Source organism: Nocardioidaceae bacterium SCSIO 66511, from assembly GCA_023100825.1.
Classification (GTDB): Bacteria; Actinomycetota; Actinomycetes; order Propionibacteriales; family Nocardioidaceae; genus Solicola.
This window is the reverse complement of record CP095846.1, coordinates 4,367,215-4,387,391: the sequence shown is the minus strand read 5'-3', so window position 1 is coordinate 4,387,391 and position 20,177 is coordinate 4,367,215. Positions and strand designations below refer to the sequence as shown.

Here is a 20,177-nt window from a genome sequence, read left to right as displayed (position 1 = left end):
CCGTACGTGGGCTACCAGTCGGCGAGCAGCGCGTCGCGGATCGACGTCTCGGCATTCTCGAGGTGCTCGCGTAGCGCGGCATCGACCGTAGCGGCGTCGGACGTCTCGATCAGCTCCAGCAGCCGGCGATGGTCAGCGATCTGGGCCCGGGCGTTACTGCGCAGGCGGTCGAGATGCGCGAGTGCCAGCCGGATCTCGGCGTAGAGCTGGTCGGCGAGCGCTGAGAGGCGTTCGTTGCCGGTGAGCCCCACGATGCGGCGGTGGAAGTCCAGATGTGCCTCGGTGATGTCGCGGGCCGTGGCACCGGACTCCGCGAGCTCTTCGTACCGCGACAGCGACGCATGCACGGCATCGCGAAGCGCGGGTTCGGCATCGGCCCAGGAGTGCGCGCCGGCGCGTTCGACGACGAGTCGAGCGTCCACGAGGTCGTGCACCTGGTCGCGGTCGTACGACGTGACCGCGACTCCGCGGTTCGGCTTGCGGGTCACCAGGCCTTCGCCGGTGAGCTGGGTCAGCGCCTCGCGCACGGTGCTGCGCGCAACGCCGAGCTGGTCGGCGAGCGCCACCTCGCGCAGCGGGGTTCCCGGTACGAGGTCGCCCGCGAACAGCGCGTGCCGCAGTGCCTCGGCAACGCGTTCGACCGTCGAGCTGTGCTCGAACTCGAGTGCGTCGTACACGGCCCCGATTCTGCCCGATCGCCGATCACCCCGTTCGTTCGCCGCCCGGGCCTGTCGACCGCTATGATCTGAGTGTCGGATTGTCGGACAAAATTGGAGGCGAACATGAACCGCGGAAACACCCTGTCCTGGGGCCGCCACTACGCGATGGTCACCCCCGACCACTACCGCATCGAATACGGCATCAACCCGTTCATGGACCTCGCCGATCAACCCGATCCGATCCGCGCACGTGAGCAGTGGCAGAGCCTGCGCGAGCTTCTCGGTTCGCTCGGCGCCCGGGTCGACGTGCTCGAGGGCGCGGCCGGTTCGCCCGACATGGTGTACGCGATGAACCTCGGTCTCGCCGTCACCGACATGTCCTCGATGCCGAGAGTGCTGATGTCGCATATGCGGTACGAACAGCGCCGCGCCGAGACGCCGGTCGCAGAGAAGTTCTTCGCGGAGTTGGGGTACGCAGCGGCGTACGTCGGGCGCAGCGGCGTCGGCGGCCACTTCGAGTCGGGCGACGCCTTCCCGTACGGCGACTCGTTGCTGGTCGGCCACGGCAAGCGCTCCGACGAGATCGGTCTCAAGTCGCTCGCGGCCGAGCTGGGCGTACGGGTGCGTGCGCTGCGCATCGTGCATCCGGCGATGTACCACCTCGACCTCGCGTTCTGCCCGCTCGACGATCGCGTTGCGATGGTCTGCCCCGATGCGTTCGACGCGCCGAGTGCGAAGGCGTTGCTCGACGTCGTTCCGGAGCCGATCGTGCTGGACGTCGACGAGGCGCTGACCTTCTGCGCCAACTCGGTGGTCGTCGATCGAACGGTCGTCATGCCCGACTGCCCACCGCGGGTACGCCAGGCGATCGAGGCAGCCGGCTTCGACGTGCAGCTGTGCGACCTGAGCGAGTTCCACAAGGGCGGCGGATCGATCCGGTGCATGACGAACCCGCTCGACATCGTCATCGGCCGCGATCTGCCGTCCGTGCCCGGCGGGGAGCTCATCGCGTCCTGAGAGCCGCTGCCCGGTGCGTCCGGCCGCTCTCAGCCTGCTGGCGGATTCGACCGCGCGGGTGCACCTCGTGCCTTAAGGTTCAGATAACGGCTCGCCTCCTGGCCGGCCGAGTACGCGTGTGTATCGGCGGGCCGGTGGTGCGCGAGGGAGGCACGAAGGATGAGTCGGCAGGTCGAAGTGTTCGCCGACGGGTTCTCCTATGCCATTGCGCCTCGCTGGCGTGACGGCCGCCTGTGGGTCTCGGATATGTACACGCCGGCCGTGCTCGCGATCGACCTCGGCGGCGCCGTCGAGCACGTGGTCGAAGTACCCGGCCAGCCGTCGGGCATCGGCTGGCTCCCCGATGATCGGCTTGTCGTCGCCTCGATGCGCGACCATCGAATCTTGCGGCTCGAGGCGTCCGGTGAGCTGGTCACGTACGCCGATCTCACGCCGCTGCACCCGGCCGGCCACCTCAACGAACTGATCGTCTCGACCAACGGGTTCACCTACGTCGGTGACTTCGGCTACGACCTGATGGGCGGCGGGCCGATGCGTACGGCGCGCCTCTATCGAGTGTCCGTTGACGGCGACGTCGATGTCGTCGCCGACGGGCTGTACTTGCCCAACGGAATGGTGCTCACCCCCGAGAGCACGCTGCTTGTTGCGGAGACACTCGGCAATCGGGTCACGGAGTTCGACGTCGGCACCGATGGCGCCCTGACCAACCGCCGTGCGTGGGCGACTCTCGAGGCGGCGAGCGGTACGTCTGCATCGACGCCTGCCGCGCCCGTTGGTATGTGCGCGGACGTCGAAGGCGCCGTCTGGGTAGCAGACGCGCTCGGGAACCGGGTGCTACGCGTCCTCCGTGGTGCGATCGTCGAGGAGATCTCGACCGGCAAGCTCGGGGCGTACGGCTGCATGCTCGGTGGCAACGACGGACGCACCTTGTATGTGTGCGCAGCGCCGTCATTCGCCGAACGCGAACGACGCCACACCCGTGACGGGGTGCTACTCGCCGTCCAAGTGGACGTGCCGCGCGGCGCGTTGCCCTGACGGCGCGGACCGTGCGCTAGTTGCGGAACGCCTCCACCTGGATGCGTACCCGCTCGGCGTTCTTGTAGTGGTCACCGAATATGCCCGTCATCTTGCCGATCTTGCCCGGCGAACATGCTCCCGAGTCGACGCAGCTGTGCGTGCCGCAGCGCACTCCTTGTCGAATCCGCGCCGCCGTGGCGGCAAGACGCTCAGCAGCATATCCGCGCGGTGCGCGCAGGGGGAGGGATTCGCAAAAGCGACAGTTCGGGCTCGGATACCCTCGGGCCTCATGAGCGAGCGACAGCCCCGGATCCGCGACGTGTTCGAGACGATCCCCACCTACCGGCCAGGGAAACCGCCGGAGCCGAAGGCCGGCCGATCGACGTTCAAGCTGTCCAGTAACGAGAATCCTTACCCGCCGTTGCCGGGTGTTGTCGAGAAGATCGCCGGCGCGTCGGAGCGCATCAACCGCTACCCGGACATGGGGAGCGTGCACTTGTACGAACGCCTCTCGGAGCGGTTCGGGGTGCCCGTCGACAACCTGGCCGCCGGCACTGGCTCGGTGGCGGTGCTCTATCACCTGCTGCAGGCGGTCTGTGAACGCGGCGACGAGGTCGTGTACGCATGGAGGTCGTTCGAGGCGTACCCGATCGCGGTGCAGGTGACGGGCGCGACCTCGGTGACCGTGCCGCTCAATGCGAAGGCCGAGCACGACCTCGACGCCATGCTCGACGCGATCACTGATCGCACGAAGGTCGTCATCGTGTGCACACCCAACAACCCGACCGGCCCGGTCGTACGCCGCGATGCGCTGAGCGAGTTCATCGACCGGGTGCCCCCGCATGTCGTGGTGGTCATCGACGAGGCGTATCGCGAGTTCGTCCGCGACCCGCACGTCGCCGACGGCGTCGATCTCTATCGCGATCGAGACAACGTCGTCTGCCTGCGTACCTTCTCCAAGGCGTATGGCCTCGCGGGTCTGCGCATCGGGTACGCCATTGCGCCGGCGCCCCTCGCGGCGGCGGTACGCAAGGCATCGCTGCCGTTCGGCGTCTCGGACTTCGCCCAGGTCGCCGCGACGGCTTCGCTGGAGGCGGAGGACGCATTGCTCGAGCGGGTCGAGGCGCTGGTCGCCGAGCGCACCCGGGTCGTCGACGCGCTGCGCGGACAAGGCTGGACGGTTCCCGACACACAGGCGAACTTCTTCTGGCTGGAGCTCGGCGCCGACACGCTGGACTTCGCGGCGGCGTGCGCAGCCGAGGGTGTGATGATCCGCCCGTTCGCGGGCGACGGAGCCCGCATCACGATCGGCGAGTCGGAGGCCAACGACATCGTGCTCGAGGTTGCACAGGAGTGGCGACGCGCGCACGGCTAGAGGTTCGCTGGCCCGGCGGTTCCCCATCCGCGCGAGCTCGTAGCGGTCGCGATCTCTTAGACTCCCTCCGACGCAGCACGCCCGGCTGCGTCGATGGAACGGGGAGGGACGGATCGTGAGCAAGCATCGGGCAGAGTTCCCGGTCACAGACGTACGCGCACTGCTCGACCTGCATGTCTGGGAGCCGCTCGATGTCGACGACGCCGGCCGGATTCTGGCCGGCTACGACGGCAGTGGCACCACCCAGCTCGTCGAGATCGGCACGGACGGCTCGTTGCGCGAGTTGACCGCACTGGACCACCGCTGCACCGGTCGCTATCTGGTCGGCGAACGCGCCGTTGTCGTACAGCACGACGACCGAGGCAACGAGAACACCCAGCTGTCGTTGCTGCGCCTCGACCGCGAGGGTCCGGCGGCGCTCGATGACCTGGAACCGCTCGTCCGCCGCCCGGAGTTCATGCACAACCTGCTCGACGTACGAGAGCGCCGCATCCTGTTCGCGACCAACCGGCGCAACGGCGTCGACTTCGACGTGGTCGTGCTCGACACCGCGACGGGCGCCGAGCAGACGTTGTACGACGCGGGCGGTTACGTCGCCGACGCCGCTCTGTCGCCGTCCGGGCGCGAGGTCGCAGTGACCTGTCTGTCGGCGCCGCCGTGCTCTACGCAGGTCAGCATCGCCGTCGACGGTGGCGTCGCTGCCGTCACCGCAGCTGACGACCATGCTCTGCACACCGGTGTCGAATGGCTACCCGACGGCACCGGCCTGCTGATGTCCTCGAACCACGATCGCGAGTTCCGCGGCATCGTGCGCGTACGCCCGGACGGCAGCTGGACCTGGTTGGTCGAGTCCGATGAGCACGACCTCGACTTCTTCCAATCTCCGGACGGCGTCGTGCTGCTGGTCGTACGTCACGTCGAGGGCGCTACCGAGCTCGCGGTGTACGACTCCGATGGACGCCACGTACGCGATGTTCAGCTGCCCGCGGAAGGTGTGGTCACGGCCTGCTGGTCGCCGGACTCCGGTCGCGCGGTGATCGGCCTGAACGCGCCGCGGGTGCCGGGCGACATTCTCACCCTCGATGTCGCCAGCGGTGTTGCACAGAAGGTGGTTTCGTCCGGTGACGGTGCACCGGACGGCATGATCGAAGCGCTCGTGGAGCCGACGGTCCATCGCGTCGAGACGATCGACGAGGAGGCGATTCCGTGTTTCGTCTATCGTCCGCACCTCGACTCGGGTGCAGCGACCGGCGCGGTCGTCATCAACATCCACGGCGGGCCCGAAGCGCAGGCGCAGCGGGTGTTCAACCCTGTCGTCCAGGCGATGGTGGGCGCCGGGATGACGGTGCTCGTCCCGAACATCCGCGGCTCCACGGGATACGGAAAACGCTGGTACTCCATGGACGACGGGCGGCTGCGACTCGATGCGGTCGCCGACCTGCTCGCACTCCGTGAATGGGTGCCCAACGTCGGCGGTGACGCCGACCGGGTGGCGCTGTACGGCGGCAGCTACGGCGGCTACATGGTGCTCGCCGGCTTGTCGATGCAGGCACCGGCGTGGCGTGCGGGCGTCGATATCGTCGGCATGTCGTCACTGGTGACGTTCCTGGAGAACACCTCCGACTATCGCCGTGCACTTCGTGAACGCGAGTACGGCTCGCTGGCGAAGGACCGGAGGTTCCTCGAGGCGGCATCGCCGATCACGTACCTCGACCACATTTCTGCGCCGCTGTTCGTGATCCACGGCGCGAACGATCCACGCGTACCGCTCACGGAGTCGGAGCAGATCAAGTCGGCACTCGATGAGTCGGGCGTACCGTGTGAGCTGATGGTCTTCGACGACGAGGGTCACGGTCTCGCGAAGCGCGCCAACCGGCTCACTGCGTACCCGGCGGTCGTATCGTTTCTGGCCGAGCAGCTCAAGGGCTCCGCGTGACGCGTACTGCGCCATCTCCTACGCTCGACCCATGGCCGACCTACGCGCGATCGAGATCAACGACGAGTCCATCAGGCTCGGACAGCTGTTGAAGTTGGCCGGTCTCGTCGACTCGGGCTCGGACGTCAAATCGCTGCTCGCCGCCGGTGAGATCGTGGTCAATGGTGAGCTGGAAACGCGGCGAGGCCGACAGTTGGTGGTCGGTGACGTCGTCGAGTACGGCGGCGAGAGCGTACGCGTCGCGGCGCACGGCTGATCGCCCGCTTTTCACGGATGCGTCGCGTTACGCGTCCGGAAGGCGTCGACGGCACTTCGGGCAGTGATGGCGACCACCCAGAGGCTCACCCGGAGGCGCCGGGACAGCCCGACCTCGCTGCTCGTCGGGGCGGGCGCGTGTCCGGTGGGGGTGTCAGGTGCCATCGCGGGTCTCCTCCCGATTCGGACTCACCCATCTAGACGGCCAACTCCCCGTTCAGGTTGCCCTTGACCTCGAGTTCGCTTGATGTTTCAGGATTGGTCACGCGGCCCTGGCCGACGAGAAAACGGTTTGCGGGCCTGTCGGGGATGCGCCGTACTCTGATCCTCAGATCGTCGCGAGGAGCAACCAACACCTGATGCCACCAAGATCCGTCACTCAGCCCCGCCCTCCAGGCGCGCGTACCCGCTCGACCACGTCGTTGTGGAGGCTTCGCGGGTACCTCTGGCCATACCGGTGGCGGCTCGTGACGATGCTGGTGACAGCCCTTGTCGGCGTGTTCATCGCACTGTCGATTCCGCTCGTCACCCGAGCAGTGATCGACGGGCCGATCGCCGACCGTGACCGCGCCGGGATCGTCTGGCTCGGCCTCCTGGCGCTCGCGCTCGGCATCGTAGAGGCGGTGCTGATCCTGATCCGCCGCTGGGTGCAGGCTCGCGCCGTGCTCGGGGTCGAGACCGCGATCCGGGGCGATTTGTACGCGCATCTGAATGCCCTGCCGATGGAGTTCCACGCCCGCTGGCAGTCTGGTCAGCTGCTGTCTCGGGTGACCAGCGATCTGTCCACCATCCGCCGGTTCTCCGGTTTCGGGATGCTGTTCCTGATCATCAACATCGTGCAGCTGATCGTGACCACCGTGCTGTTGCTTCGGCTCTACTGGCCGCTCGGCATCGTGGTGGTGCTCGCCGCCATCCCGATCGTCTACACCTCGATGCGCTTCGAGCGGAAGTACACCACGGTCTCGCGCCGCGTACAGGACGAGAAGGGCGATGTGGCCACCCAGGTCGAGGAGGCGGCGCTCGGCATCCGGGTGATCCGCAGCTTCGGCCGCCGCGAGTACGCCTTCGGAAAGTACGACCGGCGGGCCGTCAAGCTGTACGGCTCGTCGATGGACCAGGTACGCCTCTCGGCGCGGTTCTGGACGTTCCTCGAGGTGCTTCCCAACCTCGCCCTCGTGCTCGTGTTGCTGCTCGGGTCGATCGCCGTCGGCAACGACGCCCTTTCGCTGGGCACGCTCGTCGCCTTCGTCACCTTGATGCTGAGCCTGATCTGGCCGGTCGAGGCACTCGGCATCATCCTGGCGATGGCGCAGGAGTCGATGACGGCCTCCGATCGGGTGCTCGAGATCCTGGACACCCGGCCCGCGATCGTCGGCGGCGATGTCACCCTCGAGCGACCGCAAGGGCATCTGCGGTTCGAACAGGTGTCGTTCCGCTTCCCCGACAGCGACGAGGACGTCCTCGACGGCGTCGACCTCGACGTACGCCCGGGGGAGACCGTCGCAGTCGTGGGCGCGACCGGCGCGGGCAAGACCGTGCTGACCGGGCTCATCCCGCGGTTGCACGATGTGACCGGTGGACGGGTCACCATCGACGGGGTCGATGTGCGTGATCTGACCATCGACTCGCTTCGGTCAACGGTTGCAACCGCCTTCGAGGAACCCACGCTGTTCTCGATGAGCGCGCGGGAGAACCTCTCCCTCGGCCGACCGGGCGCGACCGACGACGAGATCGCAGCCGCGATCGAGACGGCTCAGGCCCAGTTCGTCTACGACCTTCCTTGGGGCCTCGACACCCGCATCGGCGAGCAGGGCATGGCATTGTCGGGCGGTCAGCGTCAGCGTCTTGCTCTGGCACGGGCGGTCGTCGCCCAGCCACGGATCCTGGTCCTCGACGACACACTTTCTGCGCTCGACGTACACACCGAGGCTCTTGTCGAAGCGGCGCTGCGCAACGTGCTTGCCGATGCGACCGGCATCGTGGTCGCGCATCGGGCGTCGACGGTGCTGCTGGCCGACAAGGTCGCACTGCTGCAGGGCGGCACGCTCACCCATGTGGGTGAGCACTCCGAACTGCTCGCGAACGTCCCGGCGTACCGCTCGCTGCTTGCCGCAGACGCCGAGGCCGAAGTCGGTGCCGGCCGATGAGCGACCCACAAACGAACGAGCCGCGTTCCGACGACGCCGATCCCGACAGCCGTTGGAGGGGCGTCGCCGCCGAAGACATCGACGAGGTCGCGGCGACTCAGTCGCTCGTGCTGCGCGACCGCTCGCGCCGGCTGCTCGGTTCGCTACTGGCGCCGCACCGGCGCACGCTCTTCGCGATCCTCGCGGTCGTCCTGGTCGAGAACGCCGCCCGGCTAGCCATCCCGTACCTCGTCAAGGTCGGCATCGACGAGGGCATACCCCCGATGAAGGCCGGCGACGGCACGACGATCCTGACCTGGGTCATCGTCTCCGTCGTCGCGATCGTGCTCGTGCAGGCCGTGACCCGGCAGGCGTTCTTGATCATGGCCGGCCGCGTCGGTCAACAGTCTCTGCTCGAACTCCGGCGCCGGCTGTTCCGGCATTTCCAGCGACTGACGCCGGCATTCCACGATCGCTACACCTCGGGTCGCGTCATCTCCCGCTCGACCTCGGATATCGATGCCATCGAGGAGATGCTCGACACCGGGTTCGACGGCCTGGTCACCGCCGTGCTGACGCTCGTCGGCACCGCGATCATGCTGCTCGTCCTCGACCTCGAGCTGGGTCTGATCTCGTTACTGTCGTTCCCGGTCCTGCTGCTGCTCACATCGTGGTTTCGGCGCCAGTCCGCGCTCACCTACCGGCGTACGCGGGTCACGATCGCGGCGTTGATCGTGCACTTCGTCGAGTCGATGACCGGCATCCGCGCCGTGCAGGCGTTCCGGCGGGAGCACCGCAACGAGGAGCTGTTCGCGGAGGTCAACGACGACAACCGGATCGCGAACGAGAACGCCTTCCGGCTCGTCGCGCTGTTCATGCCGGGCATCAAGCTGATCGGCAACGTCACCATCGCGGCGGTCTTGTTCGTCGGGGCGTACCGCGTCTTCGACGGCGCCGTCACGATCGGCGTGCTGACCGCGTTCCTGATCTACCTGCGGCAGTTCTTCGAGCCGATGCAGGAGATCAGCCAGTTCTACAACACCTTCCAGTCGGCCAGCGCCGCACTCGAGAAGCTGTCCGGAGTGCTCGAAGAGGAGCCGGACGTCGCCGAGCCGAGTCGACCGGTCGATCTCGGCACGGTGCACGGCGACGTCGCCTTCCGCGAGGTGCGGTTCGAGTACCAGGAGGGTCGGCCCGTCCTGCCCGGGCTCGATCTGGAGATTCCCGCGGGGCAGACTCTCGCGCTCGTCGGCACGACCGGTGCCGGCAAGACGACGATTGCGAAGCTGGTCGCCCGCTTCTACGACCCGACGGCGGGTAGGGTTCTCCTCGACGGCGTCGACCTACGCGATATCGCCGACGACGACCTACGCCACGACGTCGTGATGGTCACCCAGGAGAACTTCATGTTCGCCGGCTCCATCGCCGACAACATCCGACTGGGCAAACCTGACGCCTCCGATGAGGAGGTGCGCCGGGCGGCCGACGCCATCGGTGCCTCCACGTTCATCGAAGCAATGCCGCTCGGTTACGAAACCCAAGTGGAGTCGCGCGGTGGGCGGCTGTCGGCGGGGCAGAAGCAGCTGATCGCCTTCGCTCGTGCGTTTCTCGCCGACCCCGCGGTGCTGATCCTCGACGAGGCGACATCGTCGCTCGACGTACCCAGCGAGCGCCTCGTGCAGCGCGCACTGCGCACGATCCTCGCCGACCGGACCTCCGTGATCATCGCGCACCGGCTCACGACCGTCGAGGTGGCCGACCGGGTCGTCGTGCTCGAGCACGGCCGCATCGTCGAAGACGGCGCTCCGGCAGATTTGGTGGCCGCCGGCTCTGGGCGGTACGCCGATCTTCACGATGCCTGGATCGCCTCGCTCGCCTAGGTCGAGTCGTGGTGCATGCATGCGCGCTCGGCTTGGCTGAGCGGCCGGGGTCAAACTGGTTCCGGGGTTCGCACGCCCGCTGGCAGCCCTTCGCTGCAGAGGCGCTCGAGCCGGATCCGGCTCTCGTTGTCGCGGGGCGAGTAGATCAGCAACCGATTGAGCCCGTCGTCGCCGACCGACAGCCGGGTGCCGTGCACATGGAGGACGCCGTACGGACTGCGGAAGCTCTTCTCCGGCTGCGCCGTCGACGTCACGTCGTGGCGTTTCCACAGGTCCGAGAACTCCGGCGACGCGGCCGTGAGACGCCCGATCAGCGACGTCCAGAGCGGATCATCGAGGTGGTTGGCCATGGCTGCGCGCAGGTTGTTGACCAGGTGACGCGCGGCCGGGGCGCGGTTCATGCAGATGCGGCGCCAGTACGGGTCGGTGAAGTACAGCCAGAGGTGGTTGCGCTCATCCGGGTCGACCTCGTCGAGGTCGCCGACCATGAGGCCGTACGCCCGGTTGTAAGCGAGGATGTCGTATCGCTCCGAGATCACGAAGGCGGGAAACGGGTCGAGCTGCGACAGAATCGTCTCGACGCCTTCGGGTGGTGCCGTCGGCGCGTTGCCGGGGACGATCGCCACACCGGCGAGCTTCAACAGGTGCCAGCGCTCCTGAGCGTCCATGCGCAAGGTGCGCGCGATCGCGTCGAGGACCTGAACCGATGCGTTGATCCGGCGTCCCTGCTCGAGCCAGGTGTACCAAGTGACGCCGACGCCCGCGAGGTGCGCGACCTCCTCGCGTCGTAGCCCGGGCGTACGTCTCCGCCCGCCTGACGGCAGCCCGACGTCGTCGGGTGTGATCCGCTCGCGGCGGGTACGAAGGAAGTCGGCGAGTTCGGTACGCCGACTGTCAGACCTCGTTGACATGATCCGATTATTGCCGGGTCGTGCGGTCAGTACCAGGTACCCCCAATACCAGGATAATCAAGCACTTACTACCAGGATCAGACCGCAACATGATCGACCCATGACAGTTTCCCTCTCCGAGCTCTCGGCCGACCAGCGGGCGCCGAGACGTATGTCCTTCCCGGCGCTGTTCGCGATCCTGGCCGCGGCCACGCTTCCCGTCATGTCCTTCTTCGGCGTCAACGTCGCGCTCGGTGAGCTCGGCGCCGAGCTGGACGCGTCTCCCGCGGTGCTCCAACTGGTGATCGCGACGTACGGCGTCGCGTACGCCAGCCTGGTGGTCATCGGCGGTCGTCTCGGCGACGGATTCGGTCGTCGCCGAATGCTGCAGATTGGTTCCGCCTCCTTCGCGCTCGCCAGCGTGCTCGCCTCCGTTGCGCAGACCCCGAGCCAGTTGATCGCGGCTCGCCTGGCGCAGGGCGTCGCTGCCGCGATGGTCGCCCCGCAGGTACTTGCGATGATTCATGCCGGCAACGAGGGCCGGCACCGTGAGCGCGCCGTGGGTCTGTTCGGAGCGACCGCGGGCGTCGCCACGTCCGTCGCGTTCCTCTTCGCGGGCGCGCTGACGAGCTCGGGCCTCGACTGGCTCGGGTGGCGCGCCGTCTTCTGGGTCAACGCTCCGATCGCGGGCGTCGTGATGCTCGCCGTTGCTCGCTGGGTGCCAGAGGTACGCGGGGCGTCGAGGCCGCGGCTCGATCTGGTGGGTGCGGTTCTGCTCGCTACGGCGATGACGTTGTTGATCGGGCCGATCACAGAGGGCCGTGCCGTCGGCTGGCCGGCCTGGACCTGGCTCGCACTCGCAGCCTTCGTACCTGTCGCGGCCGGCTTCTGGTGGTGGCAGCAGCGCGCCGAGCGACACGGCGGAATGCCCCTCGTACCACCGTCGATGGTGGCGATGCGCACCATGGCTGTCGGTCTCGCGATCGGCGCGCCCTTCTTCACTGCGTTCGGCGGGTTCATGTTCGTGTACGCACTCTGCGCGCAAGCGAGCGGGATGACACCGCTCGAGATCGGGGTGAGTCTGCTGCCGATGTCGCTGGCGTTCCTGGCAGCGTCGATCGTTGCCGGGCGACTTGTGGCGCGGTACGGCGTAGTGGTGTTGACGGTCGGTGCCGTTCTGGCGGCATTCGGGTACGCGGCGGTCGGTTACGCCGTACAGCACGACGACCCATCGCACACGGCGACGGTCCTGCCGGCGCTGCTCGTCTGCGGATTCGGGGTCGGACTGGTCTGGTCGCCGCTGTTCGGCATCGTGCTGAGCGGTGTACCGACCGCTGCCGCCGGCTTGGGCAGCGGCGTACTCATCACGACGCTGCAGATGTGCCTCGGCATGGGCAGCGCGATCGTCGGCTCGCTGTACCTCGGCCTCGTCGACGGCAGGGGTGCGTCCGATGCGTTCGGCCTCACCATGTTGCCGCTCGCGCTGGTCATCCTTGCCCTCGCCGGGCTCACTCGTTCGCTCGCTCCGCGACGGGCGGTGTAGCCGCAGCGTGTGCCGCCCGTACACCGGCCGCCGACCGCATATCGACCACGGGTCTCCCCGGTCGCCCGGTGGCCGGGTACCTTGTGTCACGGACAAGTAACGCTGCGGAAGGGCCTGCCATGATCGACACGCCTTCGGGGGGCTGTGGCTGGGTCGGGGATCGATGAGCGAACGTACGAAGAGCGGGTTCGCGCCGATTCTGCGCTCGGCGATCGCCGACAGCGGGCTGAGCCTGGAGCGGATCCAAGCCCGCCTCGGCGAGCGGGGTGTCGACATCAGCGTCGCGACCCTGAGCTACTGGCAGTCGGGACGCAGCGAGCCGGGTCGCCGGGCCAGCGTCGCCGCTCTTCCGCACATCGAGGAGCTGCTCGGGCTATCCGCGGGCGAGCTGCAGGCACATCTCGGTCGCACGGTTCGTACGCGCACCAATGCTGCGAGCACCCTGCTGCGCGACATCCTCGACAGCGGCGACCCGATGTCCGAGCGGCTGCTACGCGCCGACTCTCGGCTGCGCGAGATGCTCGACATCATGAGCGACCACTGCACGATCCATGTGGACGAGTCGTGCCGGATGCGTTCGCGGTGGGTACGCCGCGTACTGAACTCCGAGGTCGACGGTGCCGACCGTTTCCTGGTGCTCCGGGTCAAACGCGACCCTGATGGGCCCGACCCGACGTTCGAGCCGCTACTGCACTGTGCGGCGGGTGAGACGTACACCGACCATCGGTCGTCGCTGATCGCCCAAGAGGTCCTACTCGACCGGGTTCTGGACCGTGGCGAGTCGATCATCGTCGAGTACGCGCTCGGCGGCCCGCCCTCGGATATGGAGTATGCAACGGCGCGCAGGGCGTCTTTGCGTGAGTTCGTACTCGAGATCCAGTTCGACCCCGACGCGCTTCCGACAGCGTGCGAGCTGGTGCAGAGCACGCTCGACGGGAGCGATGAGGTCCATGCGCCGATTGCCGTCGACAGCACGCATTGCGTACGCGTGATCCGGCACAATCTCCCGCCGGGTCGCTACGCGGTGCGGTGGACGCAAGACCCTGCGTACGCGACGACCTGAACTGTTAAGTAACTTCCGCGCGATTGAACCGCGATCCGACGGGCAGCCTCGTGTTGTCCGCAATCCGCGAGCAATCGAGGGACGTACATGTTCACAAAGGTCATTACCAGGGTAGCGATCGGTTCGGTTTCGGCACTCGCATTGGCAACCCCGATGGTTGCCCACGCCGCTCCGTCGTCACCGAGCTCGGACGCGATGGCTCCGCTGTACGGAGCGAAGAGCGAGTCGGCCATTCCGGGTAAGTACATCGTGGTGCTGAAGGACGACGCCGGGATCGCCGCACGGAACTCCGTGAGTTCGATCGCCGCCGACGCCGGCGCCACGGTGCGCGAGGAGTACAAGAGCGCGCTCACTGGCTTCTCGGCGTCGATGAGCAAGTCCGCAGTAGACGAGATGCGCGCCGATCCGCGCGTCGCGTACGTCCAGGCAAACCAGGAGGTCCACGCCACCGAGACCCAGACGCCGACTCCGAGCTGGGGTCTCGACCGGGTCGACCAGGAGGCACTGCCGGCCGACGATTCGTACACCTACAACGAGACCGGTGCGGGCGTAACCGCCTACATCATCGACACCGGCATCAACGCCACGCACCAGGACTTCGAGGGACGGGTCGGCGAAGGATTCTCCGCGGTCGACGGTGGCACGGATGACGCCAACGGGCACGGCACGCACGTTGCCGGCACGGTCGGCGGCACCGAGCACGGACTCGCGAAGGAGGTCGCAATCGAGCCCGTACGCGTACTCGACGCGAACGGCAGCGGTTCGACCGAGGGTGTCGTCAAGGGCATCGACTGGGTCACCGAGAACGCCAGTGGTCCGTCGGTCGCGAACATGAGCCTCGGCGGTCCGGCAGATCCGGCCCTCGACGACGCGGTTGCGGGCTCGATCGAGGCGGGCGTGACGTACGCGGTCGCGGCCGGCAACGACTACGGCGCGGATGCGTGTGAGTCGTCGCCAGCGGCGGTTCCGGACGCGCTGACGGTTGCGTCGACTGCCGACGACGATTCGGCGTCGGACTTCACGAACGGCGGTTCCTGCGTCGACCTGGCCGCTCCGGGCACCGACATCACGTCGGACTGGATCGGTGGCGACGACGCCACGAACACGATCAGCGGTACGTCGATGGCCTCGCCGCACGTTGCCGGAGTCGCCGCGCTGTACCTCGAGGCGAACCCCGACGCCGACCCGGCCGCGGTCAGCCAGGGCCTCGTCGACGGCGCAGTCCCGGACGCGATCCAGGGTCTGCCCGAGGGTACGGCGAACCTGCTGCTGAACTACCCGCAGGACTTCTAGGAGGCGCATAGCCGCGTACTCGTCGGAGTACTGCTGCAAGACCGCCCGGCGGACCGAGTTCCCTGTGCTCGGCCCGCCGGGCGCATTTCTGCGTCCGAGAGTAGGGCCTGACGGTGCGACAACCCGCCGCTTCGGTTGAGGTGCGCTGTCGGCGTTCCGTAGTTCTACGGCGACATCCGTCCGCTCGAGTTCCGTTCGTTGTCGGCCTTCCCGCTTCGTCCGGTTGGGAAAAGACGCGGCGACGCGGGATCGGCAGTTTCGGGCTGGGGCTCGCTGCCGGCTTGCTCGTTCCGGCTTGAATATGCGGGGTCGGCCGGTGGTGCTTCACCAAGTAGACATGGTGAACCACCACTTCCTCCGCGCTTTGCGCGGCAACACTCCACCCTGCACGGCAAGTACGCCGTGCACAGTGACCGGTTTCCATGCGCGCTGGTACACCAGCGACCACCGGTACGGGAGTGACGCCGAAACCGAACAACGAAGCGATCGTCTTCGCCGGAATGGCCGCCTGACCCACGACCGCACGGGTATCGAACACACCGAACGTTCGGACGGGTTCAGGTAGGCCCGAGTTTTGTCTGCGGCCACGCGGACGATAGCCTGAGCATGTTGTGACAGCAGTCACAGCACCACGCGCCGCACGTACGCAAACACCCATAGCTGAGGCGGAGTGTGGATACTCCCGCCAGCTGCGGAGACCCCGCAGGCCATGACACCAGGAGTGCCTATGAGCAACGACCTGCCCGCACCCGAGGCTGGCGCCGAGAAGCTCGGTGCCGTTTTCGGACCCGCGTCGCCCGATGATCAGCACGACCTCGTGCAGCTGCTGACCCCCGAAGGTGAGCGCGTCGAGCACAACGAGTTCGCCTTCGACGGCGACGACGAGACCATCAAGGGCTTCTTCCGCGATCTGGTGCTGACCCGACGCATCGACGTCGAGGCCACCTCACTGCAGCGCCAAGGCGAGCTCGGCATCTGGGCACAGCTCCTCGGCCAGGAGGCCGCTCAGATCGGCTCCGGTCGCGCGCTCGAGCCTCAGGACATGGCGTTCCCCACCTACCGCGAGCACGGCGTCGCGTGGTGCCGAGGAGTCGATCCGCTCGCACTGCTCGGGCTCTTTCGCGGAGTCGACCACGGCAACTGGAACCCCGCCGACAACAACTTCGCGCTCTACACGATCGTGATCGGTGCACAGGCGTTGCACGCGACCGGCTACGCGATGGGCCAGCTCCGCGACGGCGTTGTCGGCACCGGTGACCACGGCCGCGATGCGGCGACCATCGCGTACTTCGGCGACGGCGCGACCAGCCAGGGCGACGTGAACGAGTCGTTCATCTGGGCAAGCGTCTCGCAGGCGCCGGTCGTGTTCTTCTGCCAGAACAACCAGTGGGCGATCTCCGAGCCGATCGAGCGGCAGACGCGCATCCCGCTGTATCAACGAGCTCTCGGCTTCGGTTTCCCAGGCGTACGCGTTGACGGCAACGACGTGCTGGCGTGCCACGCCGTGACCCAGGCCGCGCTGCAACGCGCGCGAGAGGGCAGCGGGCCCACCTTCGTAGAGGCGTACACCTACCGCATGGGTGCGCACACGACCACCGACGATCCGACCCGCTATCGGTTGTCGACCGACCTCGAGCACTGGAAGCTGAAGGATCCGATCGAGCGAGTACGCGCGTACCTCACCCGCCATGCCGGGGTCGAGGAGAGCTTCTTCGCCGACGTCGAGGCCGAGGCCGACGAGGTCGCCAAGCGCCTGCGTACGGGCTGCCGAGCGCTTCCCGAGCCGCAGATCCTCGACATCTTCGACAACGTGTACGCAGAGCAGACCGAGGAGCTCGCCGCGCAGCGCGACGGCTACGCCGAGTACCTCGCCTCATTCGAGGACGCGGAGAAGCAGGGAGCCGTCTCATGAGCCAGACGACATTGAGCAAGGCGATCACCAACGGCTTGCGGGCCTCGATGGAGGACGACGCGAAGGTCCTCGTGATGGGGGAGGACGTCGGCAAGCTGGGCGGTGTCTTCCGGGTGACCGACGGCCTGCAGAAGGACTTCGGTGAAGACCGAGTCATCGACACTCCGCTTGCGGAGTCGGGAATTCTCGGCACCGCCGTCGGCCTCGCCATGCGCGGATATCGGCCGGTGTGCGAGATCCAGTTCGACGGCTTCGTCTACCCGGCGTACGACCAGATCGTCAGCCAGGTCGCGAAGATCCACTTCCGCAGCAAGGGCAAGGTGCCGATGCCCATCGTCGTGCGCATCCCGTTCGGCGGCGGGTTCGGCGGTGTCGAGCACCACTCGGAGAGTCCGGAGGCGCAGTTCGCGCACACGCCGGGCTTGAAGGTCGTTGCGTGCTCGAATCCCGTCGACGCGTATTTCATGATCCAGCAGGCGATCAAGGCCGACGACCCGGTGATCTTCCTGGAGCCGAAGGCACGCTACTGGGAGAAGGCCGAGATCGACGTCACGGCGACGCCCGCCCCGCTGTTCTCGTCGCGAGTCGTACGTGAGGGCACCGATGCCACGGTGCTCGCGTACGGACCGACGATGAAGACCGCGCTCCAGTCGGCGGCGACGGCCGAGCAGGACGGCACGAGCCTCGAGGTCATCGACCTTCGTACGCTCTCGCCGCTCGACATGGGCCCCGTCTACGAATCGGTACGAAAGACCGGTCGGGCCGTCGTCGTGCACGAGGCGCACGCCAACCTCGGCATCGGCGCCGAGGTCGCAGCCCGGATCACCGAGAACTGCTTCTACTCGCTGGAAGCCCCGGTGTTGCGCGTCGGCGGCTTCGACACGCCGTACCCAGCGAGCCGGATCGAGGAGGAGTATCTCCCCGATCTCGACCGGATCCTCGATGCCGTCGACCGCACGCGGTCGTTCTGACCTGCCGACAAGGAGAAGTTCGTGGCACAAGAGTTCAAGCTGCCCGACGTCGGCGAAGGTCTGACCGAGGCAGAGATCGTGAGTTGGAAGGTCAAGGCCGGCGACACCGTCGCGGTCAACGACATCATCGTCGAGATCGAGACAGCGAAGTCGCTCGTCGAGCTGCCGAGCCCGTACGACGGTACGGTCGCGGATCTGCTCGTGGCAGAGGGGCAGACGGTCGACGTCGGCACCGCGATCATCGCGGTGGCGACCGCCGACGATCCCGACACCGGCGGTGGTGCCCAGCGCGGCGAAGGCGATCCGTACATCCACCTCGCCGACCAGGCGTCGAGCGACGAGATCGACATGTCGAACCCGGCCGCCACCGGCGGCAGCGAGAAGCAGATGCTCGTCGGCACCGGCCCGAAGGAGGCGGCGACCAAGCGTCGTGCACGGCGCTCGGCCACACCGGCGGCAGCGACCGCGAGGGCCGATGTGCAGCAGGCGTTCTCGACGACTCCCGCGCCCGCACCGGAGCTACCGGTCGAGCGTGCTGAGGAGAGCGTTCCGGCAGCTGCGCCGGTGTCCGCCCCGACCGGTCCACGGTTGCGTGCTCTCGCCAAACCGCCCGTACGCAAGCTCGCGAAGGATCTCGGCGTCGACCTGACAGCCGTCACGCCCAGCGGCGACGGCGGGGTCGTGACCCGAGCCGATGTCGAGGCGCATGCGGCGGGTGCGCAGGCGACGCCGACACCGACGGCGCCGAGTGCGGCAGGCGACGTGCGCATCCCGATCAAGGGCGTCCGCAAGATGACGGCGCAAGCGATGGTCCAGTCGGCGTTCACCGCACCGCATGTCACCGAGTGGCTGACCCTCGATGTCACGCCGACGATGGAGTTCGTCGAGTCGCTCAAGCGCCGGCGCGAGTTCGCCGACGTACGCGTATCGCCGCTGCTAGTCGTCATGAAGGCCGTGTGTCTCGCAGCGCGGCGTACGCCGGAGCTCAACGCCGCTTGGGACGACGCCACTCAGGAGATCGTGCTCAAGGGCGCGGTCAACCTCGGCATCGCGGCGGCGACCCCGCGTGGGCTCGTCGTTCCCAACATCAAGAACGCCGACTCCCTGTCGATGCTCGAGCTGGCCACTGCGCTGGGTGAGCTCGTGGACGTTGCGCGTTCCGGGCGTACGCAGCCGGCGGACATGTCGGGCGGCAGTTTCACGATCACCAACGTCGGTGTCTTCGGCGTCGATGCGGGTACGCCCATCCTCAACCCCGGTGAGTCGGGCATCCTCGCGTTCGGCGCCGTCAAACGGCAGCCGTGGGTGGTCGACGACGCCGATGGCGAGCGGATCGAGCCGCGCTGGGTCACCACGCTCGCGCTGTCGTTCGACCACCGCATCGTCGACGGCGAGCAGGGTTCGCGTTTCCTCGCCGATGTCGGCGCGTTGCTCGCAGATCCCGCGACTGCCCTGCTCTACTGAGGCCACGGGAGGGCTCGGTGCGAGGTGCACCGCTCGCAGGTCGGGCGGCTGTGCAGCTCGCACCGAGCTCTCTCGGCACTACTTCGCGTCGAGGAGCTTGGCGAGCGCGGCGCTTGCCCGGCGTACGTGTCGACGCGTGGCGCGCTCGGCGGCCGGCGCATCGCCGTTGCGGATCGCGTCGATGATGACGCGGTGCTCCTCGAGAGACGCCTGCGGTCGACCTGGCGCGTGGACCGAGATGTTGTTGCCTATGCGCAGCTGGCCGATGAGGTTCTCGCTGATCGTCGCGAGCCGGCCGTTGCCTGAGCTGTCCCAGATCGCGCGATGGAAGCGCATGTCGAGCTCGGCGTACTCGTCGACGTCTCCAGCCTCGACGCAGACGCGTTGCTGTTCGAGCAGCTCGGTGAGTTGGGTGACGAGCGTGTCGCGTTCGGTCGCGCGTGCAGCCCGCCTCGAGGCGATGCTGTCGACCGCTTCGCGCAGCTCGTAGATCTCGATCATGTCCTCGCGGCCGAGAGTCGGTACGAAGTAGCCTCGATGCTCCTGGATCTCGAGCATCCCTTGGCGCTCCAGCGTTGCGAGCGCGGTTCGGATCGGGGTCGGCGAGAGGTCGAGCCGATCGACGAGCGGGCGTACCGTCACCCGGGCGCCCGGCTGCAGCTCTCCGGACAGGATCAGCGAGCGAATCTCCTGATAGGCGATCGAGACGTAGCTGAGCTGCTGATGTCTCGGCGCGATCATCATGGCATCAAGATATCAACCTTGACGACCCCGGA

At 67.4% G+C, this 20,177-nt stretch carries 18 protein-coding genes; 13 read left to right on the top strand and 5 right to left on the bottom strand.

The features are described 5' to 3' along the window. Positions 1-11 precede the first annotated feature (11 nt). Complete coding sequence (locus tag MU582_20830) at positions 12-677, bottom strand: GntR family transcriptional regulator (protein ID UPK74850.1); 666 nt, start codon at positions 675-677, stop codon at positions 12-14. Between the two features lie 105 nt (positions 678-782). Between MU582_20830 and MU582_20825 the strand changes: the two genes are divergently transcribed. Both MU582_20825 and MU582_20820 read left to right on the top strand, forming a co-directional pair. After that, entirely contained in the window at positions 783-1,676 is an 894-nt protein-coding gene (locus MU582_20825; GenBank protein ID UPK74849.1) for an arginine deiminase family protein, read from the top strand. Between the two features lie 159 nt (positions 1,677-1,835). Next, on the top strand, positions 1,836-2,711 hold the full coding sequence (locus MU582_20820; protein UPK74848.1) for an SMP-30/gluconolactonase/LRE family protein: 876 nt from the start codon (positions 1,836-1,838) through the stop codon (positions 2,709-2,711). Between the two features lie 16 nt (positions 2,712-2,727). On the opposite strand, the gene MU582_20815 is transcribed toward MU582_20820, so the two are convergent. Continuing rightward, a complete protein-coding gene (locus tag MU582_20815; protein ID UPK74847.1) occupies positions 2,728-2,865 on the bottom strand; it encodes a hypothetical protein in 138 nt (45 codons plus the stop codon). A 117-nt stretch (positions 2,866-2,982) separates the two neighbouring features. Between MU582_20815 and hisC the strand changes: the two genes are divergently transcribed. The 3 genes from hisC (at position 2,983) to MU582_20800 (ending at position 6,260) form a co-directional block, all read left to right on the top strand. Then, positions 2,983-4,068 (top strand): histidinol-phosphate transaminase, encoded by a 1,086-nt coding sequence (hisC, locus tag MU582_20810; protein ID UPK74846.1) that lies wholly within the window; start codon positions 2,983-2,985, stop codon positions 4,066-4,068. A 115-nt stretch (positions 4,069-4,183) separates the two neighbouring features. Then, a complete protein-coding gene (locus MU582_20805) occupies positions 4,184-6,004 on the top strand; it encodes a prolyl oligopeptidase family serine peptidase (protein UPK74845.1) in 1,821 nt (606 codons plus the stop codon). Positions 6,005-6,035: 31 nt separating this feature from the next. Beyond that, positions 6,036-6,260 carry an RNA-binding S4 domain-containing protein gene (locus MU582_20800; protein ID UPK74844.1) on the top strand — a complete coding sequence of 75 codons (225 nt, stop codon included), beginning with the start codon at positions 6,036-6,038 and terminating at the stop codon, positions 6,258-6,260. Between the two features lie 11 nt (positions 6,261-6,271). On the opposite strand, the gene MU582_20795 is transcribed toward MU582_20800, so the two are convergent. Then, entirely contained in the window at positions 6,272-6,424 is a 153-nt protein-coding gene (locus MU582_20795) for a hypothetical protein (protein ID UPK74843.1), read from the bottom strand. Between the two features lie 308 nt (positions 6,425-6,732). Here MU582_20795 and MU582_20790 point away from each other — a divergent pair, with 308 nt between their 5' ends. After that, entirely contained in the window at positions 6,733-8,406 is a 1,674-nt protein-coding gene (locus MU582_20790) for an ABC transporter ATP-binding protein/permease (protein UPK77212.1), read from the top strand. Next, on the top strand, positions 8,403-10,265 hold the full coding sequence (locus MU582_20785) for an ABC transporter ATP-binding protein/permease (GenBank protein ID UPK74842.1): 1,863 nt from the start codon (positions 8,403-8,405) through the stop codon (positions 10,263-10,265). The genes MU582_20790 and MU582_20785 overlap by 4 nt, the downstream gene beginning before the upstream one ends. A 50-nt stretch (positions 10,266-10,315) precedes the next feature. On the opposite strand, the gene MU582_20780 is transcribed toward MU582_20785, so the two are convergent. After that, on the bottom strand, positions 10,316-11,176 hold the full coding sequence (locus MU582_20780) for a helix-turn-helix transcriptional regulator (GenBank protein UPK74841.1): 861 nt from the start codon (positions 11,174-11,176) through the stop codon (positions 10,316-10,318). 100 nt (positions 11,177-11,276) lie between these two features. On the opposite strand from MU582_20780, the gene MU582_20775 reads away from it, so the two are divergent. The 6 genes from MU582_20775 to MU582_20750 all read left to right on the top strand — a co-directional run bounded on the left by MU582_20775 (position 11,277) and on the right by MU582_20750 (position 19,401). Further along, on the top strand, positions 11,277-12,698 hold the full coding sequence (locus tag MU582_20775) for an MFS transporter (protein UPK74840.1): 1,422 nt from the start codon (positions 11,277-11,279) through the stop codon (positions 12,696-12,698). A gap of 163 nt (positions 12,699-12,861) precedes the next feature. Further along, entirely contained in the window at positions 12,862-13,761 is a 900-nt protein-coding gene (locus MU582_20770; protein ID UPK74839.1) for a helix-turn-helix domain-containing protein, read from the top strand. Positions 13,762-13,914: 153 nt separating this feature from the next. Beyond that, positions 13,915-15,054: a S8 family peptidase gene (locus MU582_20765; protein UPK74838.1), complete on the top strand. Its 1,140-nt coding sequence runs from the start codon at positions 13,915-13,917 to the stop codon at positions 15,052-15,054. 727 nt (positions 15,055-15,781) lie between these two features. Then, a complete protein-coding gene (gene pdhA / locus MU582_20760; protein UPK74837.1) occupies positions 15,782-16,966 on the top strand; it encodes a pyruvate dehydrogenase (acetyl-transferring) E1 component subunit alpha in 1,185 nt (394 codons plus the stop codon). Continuing rightward, entirely contained in the window at positions 16,963-17,937 is a 975-nt protein-coding gene (locus tag MU582_20755; GenBank protein UPK74836.1) for an alpha-ketoacid dehydrogenase subunit beta, read from the top strand. The genes pdhA and MU582_20755 overlap by 4 nt, the downstream gene beginning before the upstream one ends. 21 nt (positions 17,938-17,958) lie before the next feature. Next, the gene (locus tag MU582_20750; GenBank protein ID UPK74835.1) at positions 17,959-19,401 is read left to right on the top strand and encodes a 2-oxo acid dehydrogenase subunit E2; all 1,443 of its coding nucleotides are present in this window, start codon (positions 17,959-17,961) and stop codon (positions 19,399-19,401) included. Between the two features lie 78 nt (positions 19,402-19,479). Here the strand turns inward: MU582_20750 and MU582_20745 are convergent, their stop codons facing one another. Continuing rightward, a complete protein-coding gene (locus MU582_20745; protein ID UPK74834.1) occupies positions 19,480-20,145 on the bottom strand; it encodes a GntR family transcriptional regulator in 666 nt (221 codons plus the stop codon). Between the last annotated feature and the right edge of the window lie 32 nt (positions 20,146-20,177).